Origin of the sequence: Streptomyces sp. NBC_01808 (genome assembly GCF_035917395.1) — a bacterium.
Taxonomy (GTDB): Bacteria; Actinomycetota; Actinomycetes; order Streptomycetales; family Streptomycetaceae; genus Streptomyces.
In genome coordinates this window covers 7,661,639-7,677,077 of record NZ_CP109072.1, presented here as the reverse complement: position 1 = coordinate 7,677,077, position 15,439 = coordinate 7,661,639, and the positions used below count along the sequence as shown (strand labels likewise).

The 15,439-nt window shown below is 73.7% G+C and carries 15 protein-coding genes; 3 read left to right on the top strand and 12 right to left on the bottom strand.

Features of this window, described 5'->3' with window-relative positions:
* Nucleotides 1–41 precede the first annotated feature (41 nt).
* The gene (locus tag OG946_RS33710; protein ID WP_326799728.1) at nt 42–944 is read left to right on the top strand and encodes an aldo/keto reductase; all 903 of its coding nucleotides are present in this window, start codon (nt 42–44) and stop codon (nt 942–944) included.
* Between the two features lie 13 nt (nt 945–957).
* On the opposite strand, the gene OG946_RS33705 is transcribed toward OG946_RS33710, so the two are convergent.
* Nucleotides 958–1,908 carry a beta-ketoacyl-ACP synthase III gene (locus OG946_RS33705; RefSeq protein WP_326799727.1) on the bottom strand — a complete coding sequence of 317 codons (951 nt, stop codon included), beginning with the start codon at nt 1,906–1,908 and terminating at the stop codon, nt 958–960.
* Between the two features lie 154 nt (nt 1,909–2,062).
* Complete coding sequence (locus OG946_RS33700; RefSeq protein ID WP_326799726.1) at nt 2,063–2,914, bottom strand: glycerophosphodiester phosphodiesterase; 852 nt, start codon at nt 2,912–2,914, stop codon at nt 2,063–2,065.
* Nucleotides 2,915–3,104: 190 nt separating this feature from the next.
* On the opposite strand from OG946_RS33700, the gene OG946_RS33695 reads away from it, so the two are divergent.
* Nucleotides 3,105–4,280, top strand: a complete 1,176-nt coding sequence (locus OG946_RS33695) for an endonuclease/exonuclease/phosphatase family protein (RefSeq protein WP_326799725.1) — start codon at nt 3,105–3,107, stop codon at nt 4,278–4,280.
* Nucleotides 4,281–4,301: 21 nt separating this feature from the next.
* Here the strand turns inward: OG946_RS33695 and OG946_RS33690 are convergent, their stop codons facing one another.
* The 8 genes from OG946_RS33690 to OG946_RS33655 form a co-directional block, all read right to left on the bottom strand.
* Nucleotides 4,302–5,831 (bottom strand): FGGY family carbohydrate kinase, encoded by a 1,530-nt coding sequence (locus OG946_RS33690; protein ID WP_326799724.1) that lies wholly within the window; start codon nt 5,829–5,831, stop codon nt 4,302–4,304.
* A gap of 22 nt (nt 5,832–5,853) precedes the next feature.
* Nucleotides 5,854–6,456 (bottom strand): GTP-binding protein, encoded by a 603-nt coding sequence (locus OG946_RS33685; protein WP_125938328.1) that lies wholly within the window; start codon nt 6,454–6,456, stop codon nt 5,854–5,856.
* Nucleotides 6,443–6,799 carry a DUF742 domain-containing protein gene (locus OG946_RS33680; protein ID WP_047019231.1) on the bottom strand — a complete coding sequence of 119 codons (357 nt, stop codon included), beginning with the start codon at nt 6,797–6,799 and terminating at the stop codon, nt 6,443–6,445. Before OG946_RS33680 ends, OG946_RS33685 begins: the two co-directional genes overlap by 14 nt.
* A complete protein-coding gene (locus OG946_RS33675) occupies nt 6,799–7,239 on the bottom strand; it encodes a roadblock/LC7 domain-containing protein (protein ID WP_326799723.1) in 441 nt (146 codons plus the stop codon). The genes OG946_RS33680 and OG946_RS33675 overlap by 1 nt, the downstream gene beginning before the upstream one ends.
* Nucleotides 7,236–9,815, bottom strand: coding sequence for a nitrate- and nitrite sensing domain-containing protein (locus tag OG946_RS33670; protein ID WP_326799722.1), 2,580 nt, complete (start codon nt 9,813–9,815; stop codon nt 7,236–7,238). The genes OG946_RS33675 and OG946_RS33670 overlap by 4 nt, the downstream gene beginning before the upstream one ends.
* Before the next feature lie 85 nt (nt 9,816–9,900).
* Nucleotides 9,901–11,424, bottom strand: a complete 1,524-nt coding sequence (locus OG946_RS33665; RefSeq protein ID WP_326799721.1) for an amino acid permease — start codon at nt 11,422–11,424, stop codon at nt 9,901–9,903.
* A 62-nt stretch (nt 11,425–11,486) separates the two neighbouring features.
* Nucleotides 11,487–12,488: a hypothetical protein gene (locus OG946_RS33660; protein WP_326799720.1), complete on the bottom strand. Its 1,002-nt coding sequence runs from the start codon at nt 12,486–12,488 to the stop codon at nt 11,487–11,489.
* 525 nt (nt 12,489–13,013) lie between these two features.
* Nucleotides 13,014–13,529: a GNAT family N-acetyltransferase gene (locus OG946_RS33655; RefSeq protein WP_326799719.1), complete on the bottom strand. Its 516-nt coding sequence runs from the start codon at nt 13,527–13,529 to the stop codon at nt 13,014–13,016.
* 168 nt (nt 13,530–13,697) lie between these two features.
* Between OG946_RS33655 and OG946_RS33650 the strand changes: the two genes are divergently transcribed.
* A complete protein-coding gene (locus OG946_RS33650; protein ID WP_326799718.1) occupies nt 13,698–13,898 on the top strand; it encodes a YdeI/OmpD-associated family protein in 201 nt (66 codons plus the stop codon).
* A 290-nt stretch (nt 13,899–14,188) separates the two neighbouring features.
* On the opposite strand, the gene OG946_RS33645 is transcribed toward OG946_RS33650, so the two are convergent.
* Entirely contained in the window at nt 14,189–14,437 is a 249-nt protein-coding gene (locus tag OG946_RS33645) for a DUF397 domain-containing protein (protein WP_326799717.1), read from the bottom strand.
* Nucleotides 14,438–14,439: 2 nt separating this feature from the next.
* Nucleotides 14,440–15,261, bottom strand: a complete 822-nt coding sequence (locus OG946_RS33640; RefSeq protein WP_326800444.1) for a helix-turn-helix domain-containing protein — start codon at nt 15,259–15,261, stop codon at nt 14,440–14,442.
* Nucleotides 15,262–15,439 lie beyond the last annotated feature (178 nt).

Here is a 15,439-nt window from a genome sequence, read left to right as displayed (position 1 = left end):
GGTGAGGGCCGGGGCGCCGCCTCGGGTTGTAGCGTCGCCGCATGACGCACTCACCGACCGCACCGGCACCGGGCGCCGCGGGCCCCACGTTCGACATCGGCGGCGACATGCCGGTCGGCCGCATCGGCTACGGCACGATGCGGCTCACCGACCACCCCGGCATCCCCCCGTCGGAGGCGGTCATCTGGGAGCCGCCGCGGGACCGGGCCGGCGCCGTCGCCGTGCTGCGCCGCGCGGTCGAGCTGGGCGTGGGGCTCGTCGACACCGCCGACTCCTACGGCCTCGGCGCCGTCGAGGAGGTCGTCGCCGAGGCGCTGCACCCGTACCCGGAGGGGGTCGTGGTCGCCACGAAGGCCGGGCTCGCCCGGCCTGGCCCGGGGCAGTGGGTACCGCTGGGGCGGCCGGCGTATCTGCGGCAGCAGGCGGAGCTGAGCCTGCGCCGGCTGCGTACCGACCGCATCGACCTGTTCCAACTGCACCGCGTCGACGCGGACGTGCCGCTCGCCGACCAGGTCGGGACGCTGAAGGAGCTCCAGGACGAGGGCAAGGTGCGGCACATCGGGCTGTCCGAGGTCGACGTCGCCCAACTGCGCGCGGCGCGCGAGATCGCGACGATCGCCTCCGTGCAGAACCTCTACAACCTCGCGATGCGCCAGCACGAGGCCGTCGTCGACTACACCGCCGCCGAAGGCATCGCCTTCGTGCCCTACTTCCCGATGGCCGTCGGCACGCTGGCCGCGCCCGGCGGCGCGGTCGCGGAGGTGGCGGCCGAGCTGGGCGCCACGCCGGCGCAGACGGCGCTGGCCTGGCTGCTGCGGCGGGCGCCGAACGTGCTGCCGATCCCGGGCACCACGTCGCCCGACCACCTGGCGGAGAACGTGGCGGCGCGGGATCTGGCGCTGTCGGACGAGCAGTTCGCCCGGCTGTCGGCGCTCGGCGGCTGACCGGGGCGGGGGGCTACGGGCAGCGCACGACCTGGCCCGCGTACGACAGGTTGCCGCCGAAGGCGAAGAGCAGCACGGGCGCGCCGGACTCCACCTCGCCGCGCGCCACCAGCTTGGAGAAGGCCAGCGGCACGCTCGCCCCCGAGGTGTTGCCCGACTCGGTGACGTCGGTGGCGACGACCGCCTGCGGGGCGCCGAGGCTGCGCGCGAGCGGCTCGATGATCCGCAGGTTCGCCTGGTGCAGCACGATCGCGGCGAGGTCGGTGGGTGCCACGCCGCCGCGCTCGCAGACCCGGCGGACGATCGGCGGCAGCTCCTTGACGGCCCAGCGGTAGACGGCCTGGCCCTCCTGGGCGAAGACGGGCGGCGAGCCCTCGATACGTACCGCCGACCCCATCTCGGGCGCGGAGCCCCACACGACGGGGCCGATGGCGCCCGCGTCGCCGGGTCCCGCCGCGGGGGCGACCACGGCGGCACCGGCACCGTCGCCGGTGAGGACGGCGGTGGAGCGGTCGTTCCAGTCGGTGACGCCCGTCAGCTTCTCCGCGGCGATGACCAGCGCGCGGCTCGCGGCGCCGGCGCGGAGGGTGTGGTCGGCCTGGGCGAGGGCGTGGGTGAAGCCGGAGCAGGAGACGTTGACGTCGATGGCGGCGGGCGCGGGGATGCCGAGCCGTTCGGCGACCCGCGCGGCCATGCTCGGCACCCGGTGCTCGGCGGTGCAGGTGGCGACCATGACGAGGTCGACGTCCTCGGTCTTGGTGCCGGCGCCGGCGAGCGCCTTGGCGGCGGCGTGCGCGGCCATCATGTCCACGGTCTCGTCGCCGGCCGCGACGTGCCGGGCGCGGATGCCGACCCGGCTGCGGATCCACTCGTCGTTCGTGTCGACGAACTTCGCCAGGTCGTCGTTCGTCAGCACCTTGCCTGGCTGGTAGTGGCCGAGGGCGAGGATCCGCGATCCGGTCATGGGCCGCCTCCGCTGGGGTGACTGGTCGTCCGCTGCCCTTTCGAGTCTGACGGGTGTGCCCCCGGGTTGGGCAGTGGAGATCCGGCAAAGCGGCGGCGCGGGTCTTTGGCGGGGTGTGCCATTGCCGCGCCGCCGCCTCGCCTCCCCTACGCCCCTACGTGAGGGACTGCGGGTAGTCGGTGATGATGCCGTCGACGCCGAGACCGGCCATCCTGCGCATCGCGCCGGGCTCGTCGACGGTCCAGACGTTGATGTCCATGCCCAGCTCGTGGACGCGGTCGACCAGGGCCTGGTCGGTGACGGTGTACTGCGGGTTGACCTGGTCCGCCCACTCGCTCAGGGCGACCAGCTCGGCCTCGGTGGGGCGGTCGGCGTCGAGGAAGCCGATGGGCACCTCGGGCATCAGGTTCTTGAAGCCCTGCGCGTCGTCCAGCTCGAAGGACTGGACGGCCAGTTGGCCGTTCGCCAGCGCACGCTGCACGTAGCTCGGCTTGGCCTGCAGCAGCTCGGCCAGGTCGGCGGGCAGGCTGGCGTCGTAGTGCCCGCACGGGCTGATCTCGGCGAGCAGGCCGGACTTCCGGTCGACGAGCTCGATGACGCGGTCGACGGTGATGATCGGCTCGCCGGCGTACTTCGCCGAGAACCAGGAACCGGCGTCCAGGCGGCTCAGTTCGGCCCAGGTGAAGTCGGCGACGCGGTAGCTCGGCCGGCCCGGGTAGACCTCCTCGATGTCGGTGGTCCGCTCCATGGTGCAGTCGTGGAAGTTGACGAGCTTGCCGTCCTTGGTGCGCTGCACGTCGATCTCGACGAAGTCGGCGTCCTGGCGGACCGCCAGCCGGGTCGCCGCCGCGGTGTTCTCGGGCGCCACGCCGGAGGAGCCGCGGTGGGCGATGACGTCGGGCCCGGCGGGCGCGGCCTGGGCGGCGGACGCGCCGGCGAGGATGCCCGCGGCCGTCAGGGCCGCGAGGACGGGCGCCGCCCGCAGCAGGGATCTCACGAGCTTCACAATTGACCTTCGCTCTCGTGGTGTTGGTGGTGCTGCCGAGGCTGAAGACGTGACGTTAAACAAGACGGACGATCACGTAAAGAGGCCGTGGTCGGGACATGACCATGCTTGCCCGGGGGTGTCCCGGATGCTGGGATGCGGTGTGCGCGTACGGTCCCGGTGGCCGGCGGTGCGCGGGAGAGGCGGAGCGATGGGGAGCGTACGGCGCGGCGGGAAGCTGGCCGATCTGGTGCTGCTGGCGGCGGTGGTCACGGCGCTGGGGGCCGGGTGCGGTGCCCCCGGCCGGCAGGGGTCGGAGCCGGACGGCGGGCGGGAGCACGAGGCGCCGGGGACGGAGCGGGCGCGGGAGGGCGGGCAGACGCGCGAGGACGGCGGCGGGCGCGGGGCGCGCGCGGTGGGCGTCGCGACGTACAACGTCTACCTCGGCGCCGACTTGAAGCCCCTGTTCGACGCGGGAAGCCGGGCGGAGCTGGTCACGCGCGCGGGCGAGTTGTACGCGGCGATGGAGGCGACGGACTTCCGCGAGCGCGCGGCGGCCCTCGCCGACCTGCTCGCGGCGCGCGCGCCCGAGGTCGTGGGGCTCCAGGAGGTGGCCCGCTGGGAGAGGGGTCCCGCGGGCGGCGAACTGACGGTCCGCTACGACTTCCTGCGGCTGCTGCTCGACGAGCTGGCCGCCCGCGGCACCCCGTACCGGGCCGTCGCCGCTAACGACAACTTCACCGGCCGGATGCCCGTCTCGGCCACCGAGGAGGCGCGGTTCACCGACCGGGACGTGATCGTCGTACGCGACGGGCCGCCCGCCTCCCGGCCGCGTACGTCGCGCGCCGCCTCCGCGGCGTACGGCGCGAAGGCCACCCTGCCCTCCCGGATCCCCGGCCTCTCCTTCGAGGTGCCGCGCGGCTGGTCGTCCGTGGACGTCACGGTGCGCGGCGGGACGTTCCGCTTCGCCACCACCCACCTGGAGGCGTTCGGCACCCCCGACGTGCGCGCAGCCCAGGCCCGCGAGCTGGCCGCCGCGCTCGCCGGCTCGCCGCACCCCGTCGTCCTGACCGGCGACTTCAACTCCCGCCCCGGCGACGCCTCCGGCGCCTACGGGATCCTCGCCGGGGCCGGCTACGCGGACGCCTGGACCTCGGCGGGCGGCGACCCGGAGGGCGGCTGGACGGCGGGGCAGAGCGGGTCGCTCCTGGCCGGGGACGAACTCTCCCACCGCATCGACCACGTGCTGTTCGAACCGGACGGCGTGCGGGCGGTCGCGGCGGATGTGGTCGGCGACCGGGAGGCGGACCGCTCGGCGCCGACGGGGTTCTGGCCGTCGGACCACGCGGGGGTGGTCGCCGAACTGCGGCTCGGCGGCGGGCGGTAGACGTCGCCGGCCGCCGGCGTCTCAGCCGCTGGCCTCCTCCGGCGGCGCGCCGTCCCCCGGCCCCGCGTCCGGCTGTGCGGCCTGTGTCCGTGCGGAGTCCTGCGCGTCCTGCCGCGGCAGCGCCGCGCCCGCGGCCGTACGCCAGCGCTCCAGGAACTCCTCCGCGCGCGCCCGCGGCCAGCGCGGCTCGTACGTCCTGCCCGGCGTCCACCGCGGCACCGCGTCCGCGGCCGGCAGCTCCGGCTCCAGCGCCATCCGGGCCAGCGCCGCCGCGCCGAGCGCGGTGGCGTGCGGCGAGGGGTAGACGTCGACGGGCACCTGCGAGAGGTCGGCCTGCGCCTGCATCAAAGTGCGGCTGCGGGTCAGCCCGCCGTCCACCCGCAGCCGGGTGAGCGGGCCGCCGAGGTCGGCGGCGACCAGCCCGGTGACCTCCGCGACCTGGGCGGCGACGCCCTGCAGCACGGCGAGCACCAGGTGCTCGCGGCGGCTGGCCAGCGTCAGCCCGGCGAACGACGCGGTGGCCTCCGAGCGCCACCAGGGCGCGGCGAGCCCCGCGAACGACGGCACGCACACCACCCCCTCGGCATCCGCCGCCGCCACCTCGTCCAGCTCCGCCGCCGAGCCGACCAGGCCCAGCTCGGTCAGCCAGCGCACCGCCGAGGCCGCCGTGTACACCTGGCCGTCCACGCAGTACGGGGTGGCGCCGCGGGCCCGCCAGGCGACCGAGGTGGTCAGCCCGGAGCCGGAGCGCACCGCGGCCTCTCCGGTGTTGGCGAGCAGGAACGCCCCTGTCCCGTACGTGCACTTGGCGGTGCCCGCGGTCAGACAGCCCTCGCCGAACAGCGCCGCCTGCTGGTCCACGACGAGCCCGGCGACCGGCACCTCGGCGCCGAAGGCGGCGGTGGTGCCGGCCACCTCGTCGCAGGCCGTGATCCGCGGCAGCTCGGCGGGATCGAGACCGAAGAGGGCGACCAGCCCGGGGTCCCAGTCGACGGCGTCGAGGTCGAGCAGCAGCGAGCGGCTGGCGGTGGCCGCGTCGGTGACGTACGCGCCGGTGAGGTGGTGCAGCAGCCAGGTGTCGGTGGTGGTGACGACGCCCCCGCGGACGCCGTTCTCCCGCAGCCAGGCCATCTTCGGGGCGGAGAAGTACGGGTTGAGCACCAGCCCGGTGCGCCGGGCGACCCACTCGGCGGCGTCCGCGCGCGCGTCGCACTGCCGCTGCGACCTGGAGTCCTGCCAGCTCACCGCCCGCGACAGCGGCTTGCCTGTGGTGCGGTCCCAGGCGAGCACGGTCTCGCCCTGGTTGGCGAGCGCCACCGCGTCCACCGGCCGGCCCGCGGCGGCCACGGCCTGCCGCCCGGCGGCCAGCACCGAGGCCAGCAACTCCGCCGGGTCCTGCTCCACCCCGCCGCCCGGCAGGTAGTCGGGCGTCACCGGCACCTCGGCGACGGCGACCACGCCGCTGCCGTTGCCGCGGTCCTGCGCCTCCGGGTCGACGACGAGGGCCTTGGTGCCGGAGGTGCCCTGGTCGATGGCGAGCACGGTCGTCATGGCGGGGCGGGCCTCCTTGTGGTCACCGGGCGTGGGCGGGTTCCGCGGCCGCGATCAGATGGTCCATCAGGGCGAGCAGTACGCCGCGTACCGACTCGCGCTCGCGGGCGTCGAACAGGACGATCGGGGTGGTGGGCTCCTTCAGGGTGAGCGCGTCGCGGATCTCCTCCGGATCGTAGTCCTGCTCGCCGTGGAAGCAGTTGGCGGCCACGACGAACGGCAGGTCGCGGCTCTCGAAGAAGTCCACGGCGGCGAACGAGCGGTCCAGCCGCCGGGTGTCGACGAGCACCACCGCGCCGAGCGCGCCGCGCAGCAGGTCGTCCCACATGAACCAGAACCGCTCCTGGCCCGGGGTGCCGAACAGCATCAGCACCGCCACGTCCAGGGTGATCCGGCCGAAGTCCATGGCCACGGTGGTGGCCGACTTCTGCTCGATGCCGGACAGGTCGTCCACGCCCACCCCGGCCGCGCTCAGCCGCTCCTCCGTGCGCAGCGGCGTGATCTCGCTGACGGCGCCGACCGCCGTGGTCTTGCCCACCCCGAACCCGCCGGCCACGAGGATCTTCACGGGCGGGAGGTAGGCGTCCCAGACGGCGTCCGGGGCCTCGGTGTCAGGCTCGCTCAAGGCCGCTCCTGATTCGTCGGAGGAAGTCGATGTTCATGGCGTCCGGATCGCTCATCGGCGGTCTGTGCTCGATGAGCCCCTGTTCCAGCAGTTGGGCCAGGAGGACGGCGGCGGGCGTCAGCCGCATCTCGATCCGGGCCGCCAGCTCGGCCACGGCGATGCCGGGCCCCGCGCACAGCCGCAGGATCGTCTGCCACTCCTCCGGAATGCTGCGCGCGTCGTCGGGCGGCACGGCGGCGCGGACCGTGGAGTGCATGGTGAACTGCTCACCGGGCGCCCGGTCGGTGCGCGATCCGGTGAGCGCGAACGTCCGTGTCCTGCGCGTTCCCCGTGGCGCGCTCATTACCGGATACGAGCCCTGCGGGCCCCGACGCCGAGCTGGTGATTGAAGGCGCGGGCGACGCGGACGGTCTCGCGCATGGCGAGGCCGATGGACTCGGGGCCCGAGGTGTAGACGACCAGGGTGCTGCCGTTGCCGCAGGCGGTGAGGATGAGGTGGCTGTGCTCCATGGTGATGTTCAGATGCAGGACGGACCCGCCGTCGACCGGCATCGACAGCCCGTCTGCGAGGCTGGCGAGGCCGGAGCAGGCGGCGGCGATGGTCTGGACGTCCTCGCGGGTCCAGTCCAGGCCGTAGCCGCAGAGGGCGAGGCCGTCGTCGGCGAGCAGCACGAAGCCGGTGAGGTCCGGCACGAGTTGCAGATTGTTGCGGAGGTTGTCGAAGACGGCCGCGTCCTCCGGGCTCGCGGGGATGACGTTCTTCACGTGCCTGAGGCTGCTCATCGGTCGCTGTCTTCCTCCGGGTCGGTCAGGGCTTCCTGAAGCTGGGTGAACGCCGACTCGATGCTGTCGAGCGGGCGTCGGTCCATGGCGGTGGCGGGCCGGCGCCTGCCGTCGCGCAGTTGGCCGGCCATGCTGGTGCCGGGTACGCGCTGGGGCAGCCCGCCGGCGCGGGCGGCGGGGGGCGCGGGCGCCGGCTCGGCCCCGGGGGGCGGCTCGGTCGCGGTCTGGGGGGTGGCGGTGACAGGCAGCTCCTCGGTCGGTTCGGGCACGGGTAGCGGTTCCGGTCGGGGGGCCGGCTCGGCGGCCGGCTCCGGGTGGGGCTTCTTGGGGCGCACGGGCAGGGGTTCCTCGGCGCGTACGTGCTCGGGGACGGCGGGCGCCGCCGGGGCGGGCGCGGCCGCGGTCACGGGCTCGGGCTCGGCGGGTGCCGCCGGGGCCGGGGGGCGGTGCCGTTCCGGGGGCGGCGCGCCGTCGTCCGCGGGGCGGGCCGGTGCCAGCCCGGGCGCCGGGTCGATGGGGCGTACCGGACCGGGGGGCCCGCCGGCGCGCGCCGGCTCGCGGCGTACCAGACCGGCCGCCGTCGGCTCGCGCCGCTTCGCGGGCCGCGGCCCGGAGCGCCCCGGCAGCGGCTTGCGTACCGGGGTGCGGTCCGCCAACTGCTCCGGCGCGCCGGTCAGCAGCGCGGACGGCACCAGCACGACCGCCAGCACGCCGCCGAAGCGGCCCTGCTGGAGCGTGACCCGTACCCCGTGGCGCTGCGCCAACTGCCCGACCACGAACAGGCCGAGCTGGTCGGAGGACTTGGCGAGCACCGCGTACGGCGGCACGTCCAGCAGCCGCCCGTTGAGCGCCTCGAAGTACCAGCTCTCCGGCGCCCGCCCCTTGTCCTCCACTTCGATGGCGACGCCGGTGGCGGTGTGGGTGGCGCGGACGAAGACCTCGTAGCCGCTGGGCGAGTAGGTGGTGGCGTTCTCGATCAGCTCGGCGATCAGGTGGGTCAGCTCCCCCGCCACCTCAGGCACCACCCACGCCTCGGCCTGGAACTCCTTGGTGACCTGGGCGAAGCCGCGGGACTCGCCGGCGGCGTCGACGATCAGGTTGGCGATGTGCACGGGCTCGGTGTGCGGGTTGGTGACCGCGCCGCCGGAGAGCACCAGCAGGTTCTCCAACTGGCGGCGCACCCGCACGGTGAGGTGGTCGAGCTCGTACAGCTCGGACAGCAGCGCGGGGTCGGTGTCGGCGTAGCGGTGCTGCAGTTCGTCCAGCGTGCGCAGCACGGCGAAGATGAGGGTGACGGACCGCATGGTGACGCCCTCGGCGAACTTCTCGAAGCCGAACCGCTCCTCGTGCACCACCCGCGCCGCCTCGACCACCTCCTCCGCGAGCCGGGCGACGACGTTGGAGATCTCGCCGAACTCGTCGGCGGCGGCGACCTGTGCGGGCAGCGCCGACAGGTCGACGTCCTCGCCGCGCTGGAGCCTGACGATCATCTGCGGCAACTGCCGGCGGGCGACGGCCAGGGCGCTGGAGCGCACCTCCTCGGCCCGGCGCACGATGGTGCGGCTGATCCAGAGCACGGTGCCGAGCACGATCGCGACCAGCAGGACGCCGCCGGCCGCGATGGCGTACGCCGTCATGCGCAGCTCGCCGGCCCGGTCCTCCGCGTCGTCGGCCAGCGCCTGGATCCGGGCGGCGGCCAGGCCCGCGAGGCCCGGGCCGAGGTGCTCGTACGTCTCCTGCCACCCGGCGGTCGCGACGGGCAGCGTCACGGGGCTGCCGGATTCCCGGCTCACGCCGAGCACCGCGTCCTCGATCCGGGTCTTCTCCGCCCATTCCTTCGAGTCGGTGACGGCGTCGTAGCGGTCCTTCTCGTCGTCGGGCAGCAGCGGGCCGGCCAGCGTCCCGTACGCGAACCGCTGCACGCCGACGGCTTGGACGAAGCGGGCGTGGTCCGCCGCGGTCAGCCGGCCGTCCTTCGCGCCCGCCAGCAGGGTGTCCTGGAGCGCCAGTGACTCGCCGGCCTGGAGCAGGGCGGTCAGCGGGCGGGAGCCCTGGGCGAGGGTGCCGTTGTGGGCGCGCACACGGATGTGCACGGCGATGGTCTGCTCGATGGCGCGGGTGTACGCCTCCAGGGCCTCGTCCCGGTCCCCGGAGCGCTCGGCGGCGCGCTCCCGTACCCCGGCGAGGCCGGCGACGCCCCGCAGGGCGGCTTCGAGCGGCGGGCGGACGGCGGTGTCGGGGGCCTCGTCGGCCAGCTCGCCCAGCGCGAAGGCGGCCTCGTCGGTCAGGGCCTGCTGGTTGCCGAGCTGGGCGGCGTTGACCGGGCCGCGGGCCCAGTGCAGCGCGGTCATCCGGCGCTCGGCCTGCAACTCGGTGACGAGCGCGAACGACGGCTGCTGGAGCCGGTCGAGGGTGTCGGCGTAGTCCTGCACGGCCCCGGCCCGGTTCAGCTCCCGGACGGCGCCGACCGCGGCGAGGGCCGCGAGCGCCGCCGTGACGACCGCGGCCAGGATGCGAAGGAGCGTACGCAGGCGCATGGGGCGCCCGGCGTGGGCGGGGTGGGTGGTTGCGGACATCGGACCTCACGGAGCGCTGGTCGTTGGCGGTCGGGACGGTGCGCCGGGCCGCCGCCGGTCCCTCGCGCGGCGGCCCGGCGCGGCGTCACACCAGGTCCTTGCCGAGCTCTGCCATCTCGGGGTCGGCGGTGTAGACGGGTGTCTTGTACGAGCGCCGGCCGGCCGCCCACCACGAGACGGTGGCCAGCAGCAGCACGGCGGCCAGGGCCACCGAGGCGTAGTTGAAGCTGTTCACGTCGACGGGCGATTCCTGCGGCAGACAGAAGACCACCGTGATCACGGCCACCCAGCACACCGCGACCCAGCCGATCAGCGAACTCCACTTGCCCAGGTTCCACGGTCCTGGCACGAAGCGGTCCTTCGCGCGCAGCCGGAGATAGATGGGGATGGCGTAGGCGGGGGTGATGCCGATGACGTTGATGGCGGTGACCGCGCCGTACGCGGTCTCCGAGTACAGCGACGGCAGCGCCAGGCAGAACGCGACGGCCACCGACAGCATGACCGCCCGGGTGGGCACGCCGGTGCGCGGCGAGACGCGGCGCCACATCTTCGAGCCGGGCAGCGCGCCGTCGCGGGAGAAGGCGAAGACCATCCGCGCGGTGGCGGCGGTCTCGGCGTTGCCGCAGAAGAGCTGCGCGCAGATGACGATGAGCAGCAGGGCTTTGGCGCCGCCTTCGCCGATGGCGTCGATGAAGATCTGCGCGGGTGGCACGCCGGTGCCGGACTCCTGGGTGCCGACGTAGTCCTGGATGGCGAAGGTCAGCCCGGCCAGCAGCACGAAGCCGGCGACCCAGGAGACCCAGATCGCCCGGACGATGCCCTTGGCGGAGCTGACCTGCGCCTGGGTGGTCTCCTCGGAGAGATGCGCGGAGGCGTCGTAGCCGGAGAAGGTGTACTGGGCGAGGAGCAGGCCGATGGCGGTGACGTAGAACGGGTTGTTCCAGCCGGTGTCGTTGTTGAACTCGCCGAAGACGAAGCCGGCCGACTGGTGGTGGTCGGGGACGACGATCAGGACGCCGACGATGATGGCGACGCCGGCCAGGTGCCACCAGACGCTGATGGAGTTGAGGATGCTGACGACGCGCACCCGCAGCAGGTTCAGCGTCATGTGCAGCACCAGGATGACCGCGAAGATCAGCAGCGTCTTCTCCGCGGTGGGCTCGAAGCCCCACTGGAGGTTGAGGAACGCGCCGATGAACAGGGCGCAGCCGTAGTCGATGCCGGCGATGGCGCCGAGCAGGCCGAGCAGGTTGAGCCAGCCGGTGTACCAGCCCCAGCGGGGGCCGCCGAGCTGGTGGGCCATGTAGTAGAGCGCGCCGGAGGTGGGGTACGCGCTGGTCACCTCGGCCAGGCCCATGCCGACGCAGAGCACGAAGAGGCCGACGGCCACCCAGCCCCACATCATGACGGCCGGGCCGCCGGTGCTGAGCCCGAAGCCGTACAGCGTCATACAGCCGGAGAGGATCGAGATGACCGAGAAGGAGATGGCGAAGTTGCCGAACGGGCCCATCCGCCGCGCGAGTTCCGGCTCGTAGCCGAGGTCGCGGAGATGGGCGTCGTCGTCCTTGCGCCGGGACGTGCCGGCGGTGCTGACCGGCGCTTGTGACATGGAGTGACCTCCGATGGGGACTGGCAGGGGCATGACAGGACAAAGGGGACGGACGTACCGGGTCACCCGCTGCCGAGGGCCGTCGAGCGGGCGCGTAAGAACTCGGCCTCCGCCAGGTCCTGCCGGTCGGGGTCCTCGGTCACGTAGGCCCAGGGCAGGAGGGTGGCGTACGGGCCGAGGCCGGTGAAGACCCGGGCGGCCTCGGTGAACTCGCGGGCGGCGCTGAGCGCGTGGGCCAGGTGGTTGAGGTCCAGCACGGAGCGCACGTCGGCGTTGGTGACGTCGAACCAGCCGTCGAGGGCGCGCCGCGTGTCGCGCAGGATGTCCTCGCGGGACCACTGCCGGTGCACGAGCGCGTCGCCGCGGCCGCGGCGGCGCTCGAAGTGGTAGTGCTCGGCGTGGGCGAAGAGCGGCAGCACGAGGAGGGGGGAGGCGAGCGGGGCCCAGGAGCCGACCCAGCGGGCGAAGTCCATCGCATACGCCTGGGAGCCGCCGGAGGCCGAACAGATCTGCAGCACGCGGTGGTACGCCTCGCGGTTGTACCGATCCCGCTTGACCACCTCGTCGAGCAGCCCCCACGGCCCGTACGGCAGCAGGTTCTCCGGCGGCGCCACCCGGTGCTCGGGCCGCTGCTGCCGTGCGTCGACCGTGGCCAGCGCCAGGAGGCACACCCACGGCACGGGATCCCCGGGATGCAGCAGCGCCGCCTCCCGGCACGCCTGCCGCGCGTCCTCCTCCAACTGCCCGGCGCTGGGATGCCGCTGCCGGTGCGCCTGCACGGCCCGCCCGACGGCGACCCGGGCCAGCATCATCCGCGCGTCGGCGCTCTCCGGCTCCTCGTCCAGCCAGATCTGCACCACCGCCGACTTGGCGGCCACCACCCCGAGCACCTGCGACCGCGCGGTCCGCGCCGCCCAGTCGGCACCGGTCCTGCCCAGCAGCGCGCGCATGGACATCCAGCGGCCGACGCGCAGGTCGTCGACGACGGCCCTTAAGTCGTCGTCGAGCCCGGCGAGATGGTAGACGGGCCGGAACTCCCCGCCCCGCCCGGAACCACGGGCCATCACCACCCCCCGCGCTGTACGCGGCGGGGCACGCTGCGGCCGGGGCCGGGCGACAGGGAGCGGGGCGTACCTGCTAAGCGGACGCACCGCGGCGACTGCCATGCGATGTTCATCGAAACCTCGGGCACGCGCACGCGAGAGGTGCGTGGTACTGGTGCGCGGCTTTCCTGCGGACGTTCGTGATGGGGTCGAGGGGATCGTAGCGACAGGAGGGCCGTCTGTGTAATCAACCGACGAATGTTGCCGACTAGCAACGCAAGGTCTGGACCACCAGCCACCATCCAGCCCTCCGTACATGCCCCCTGTCCGGCATGCCGGACAGGGGCACCCCGCCCGGCAGAACCGGTGCGGCCAAGTCCGACACCGGGCACCGAATGCCCCTTAACCTCACGAAGAGCCCACCCGCGCAGAGTGCGACTGCGACCGGCCCGCTCTCGTCAGGCGGAAAGCAGCCCGGAACCCCGCGGGCAGGCGTCCGCCCGGGGGCGGACGCCGGGCAGCCCGGGGTCGTACGCTCCGCAGCCGTTACGCCCCGCGTCTCCCCCCGCCGGTCGCCGGCTTCGCGTACCGGTGGCAGGGCACCGTCACCGGGCCGTCCTCGCCCTCCGCCTGGTAGTCGAACGGCCCCTCGTCCGTCCAGCCCTGCCGGGCGTAGAACCGGCGCGCCCGCGCATTGCCCGTCACGACCGCCAGCCACACCCGCTCGTGGCCCCGCGCGGCCGCCCGCCGCTCCCCCTCCGCGAGCAGCAGCGCGGCGACGCCCGTGCCGCGGTGCTCCGCCGCGACGAAGAGCTGCTCCACCTCGTCCCCTCCGACGGTCACGAACCCGGCGATCTCACCGCCGACTTCCGCGACCGCCGTCTCCGGCACCCGCGCCGCCGCCCGGGCCGCGAACGACTCCGGCGTGCGCATCGCCACCAGGGCGTCCGAGACATGCCCCAGGTGCGCGTCCCGCCATGCGCTCTCCCAGAGGCGCGCCACCGCCGCCGCGTCCCCGGGACGGGCGGGCCGCAGCGCCGGCTTCTCGTCGTGCGTCGTCATGCCCCCACGCTAACCGCGGCCTGTGACATCCGCCTCCGCGGCCCGCCCGGAGATCGCCGGCGCGACGTACGGCGGCCGTACCGGCGGCGAAAGGACGAAACGAGATGACATCCCCCGGTAGCGAGACCCCCGAGTCCGACGCGGACTCCCCCGACGGCGCAGTCCGGGATGTGGCTCAAGGTCGCCAAGAAGGGGTCGGGGATCGCCTCCGTCACGATGGCCGAGGTCGACGACGTCGTGCTCTGCTACGGCTGGATCACCGGACTGCGCCGCCGGTACGACGACGCCCACTTCCTGCAGAAGATCACGCCGCGCCGGCCCTGCAGCCACCCTTCGACGGGCTCGGCAAGACGGACCGCTACCTGGTGATCGTGCGGCTGCTGCGGGCGCGGACGGAGGTAGTTCCAGATCCGGGCCGAGTGCGGCACGGTGGTGTCGATCTTGGAGAGCGCCCCCTGCGGGGGATGGACCGGCCTTCTGCCATCGGGTATCTCCTGCCTGCAGCGCGCGCTTCGCTGCCGGCAAACGTACTGTCACTTTGCGGTTGTGCGGGGGGTGTTCTGCCGGTTTCCGCGGGGCGGATCGGGGCGGATCGGGGCGGAGGCACGGTGCCCCCGCCCGCGATCCGCGCCCGCGGCCGACGGGTGGCGACCGGTACGTCAGTCGACGAGGTAGTCGGCCTGGCCGTCCTTGGCGCCCTGGAGGAAGGCGACCATCTCTTCCCTGGTGTAGACGAGGGCCGGTCCTGTCGGGTCGGTGGACTGGCGGAGCGCGACGCTGCCGTCGGGCAGGCGCTTGGCCTCGACGCAGCTCCCGCCGTTGGTGCCGCTCCAGGGCTTCTGCCAGCCCTCGGTGCCGAGTTCGGTAGCCGGGATACCGCTGCGGAAGGTGGGGGGGTCGGCTCGCATGGTCAGTACTCCTTACGCATCTCCACCAGGCGTGACCTGGTCCGGTCCAGCGGATCGGCCTGGACGGCCATCCGGTCGAGTGTTTCCAGATACCCGACGACGTCCTCGGGCTGGTCGACGTAGACCGCGCCGGTCAGGTTCTCCGTGTAGACGATGTCGGGCAGTTCGGTGAAGCCGAAGCGGAAGTAGTGGAACGGGCCGAACGCGCCCGGGTGCGGCCCGGCCGAGAAGGGCATGATCTGCATCTTCACGTTCGGCAGCTCGATGGCTTCGATCAGCCGGTCTATCTGGGCCCGCATCACCTCGGGACCGCCGACGGGCCGGCGCAGCACCGACTCCTCCAGCACGGCCCACATCGCGGGCGCCCTGGGGGCGGTCAGCAGGTCGGCGCGGGTCGTCCGCAGGGTCACCCGCCGCTCGACGTCCTCGTCCGAATCGTTGGGGAAGCCGACGCGGAAGAGAGTCCTGGCGTAGTCCGCGGTCTGCAGCAGCCCGGGGACGTAGTGCGGCTCGTAGATGCGGATGACGGTGGCGTCGGTCTCCAGGCTCACGTACGCCCGGAACCAGTCGGGAAGCACGTTGCGGTACTTGTACCACCACCCTGGCTGGTTGGCCTCCTTGGCCATCCGGAGGAAATCGTCGGTCTCGGCGCCGCCGACGCCGTAGAGGCGCAGCAGCTCGCGCACGTACGGGATGCGCAGGCCGACTTCCGCCTTCTCCATCCGCCGCACGGTCAACGGCGTGACGTCGATGGCCTCCGCGGCCCGGTCGAAGCTGACCTTCGCCTGCTCCCGCAGGTGCCGCAGCCGTTTGCCCAGGACCATGCGGAGCACGGTCGGGGCGCTGCCGCCTCCCGAGCGTGTTTCGCTCACGTCCTGACCTCCCGGCGCTGCTACCCCGGGAGTGTGCCACGGACGGCATGACGGTGACAGGGGGGTCCGCACACATTCTGAAATTATCAGGGCGATGCTTGCGGACTGCTGTTGCCGACAGCCATAGTGA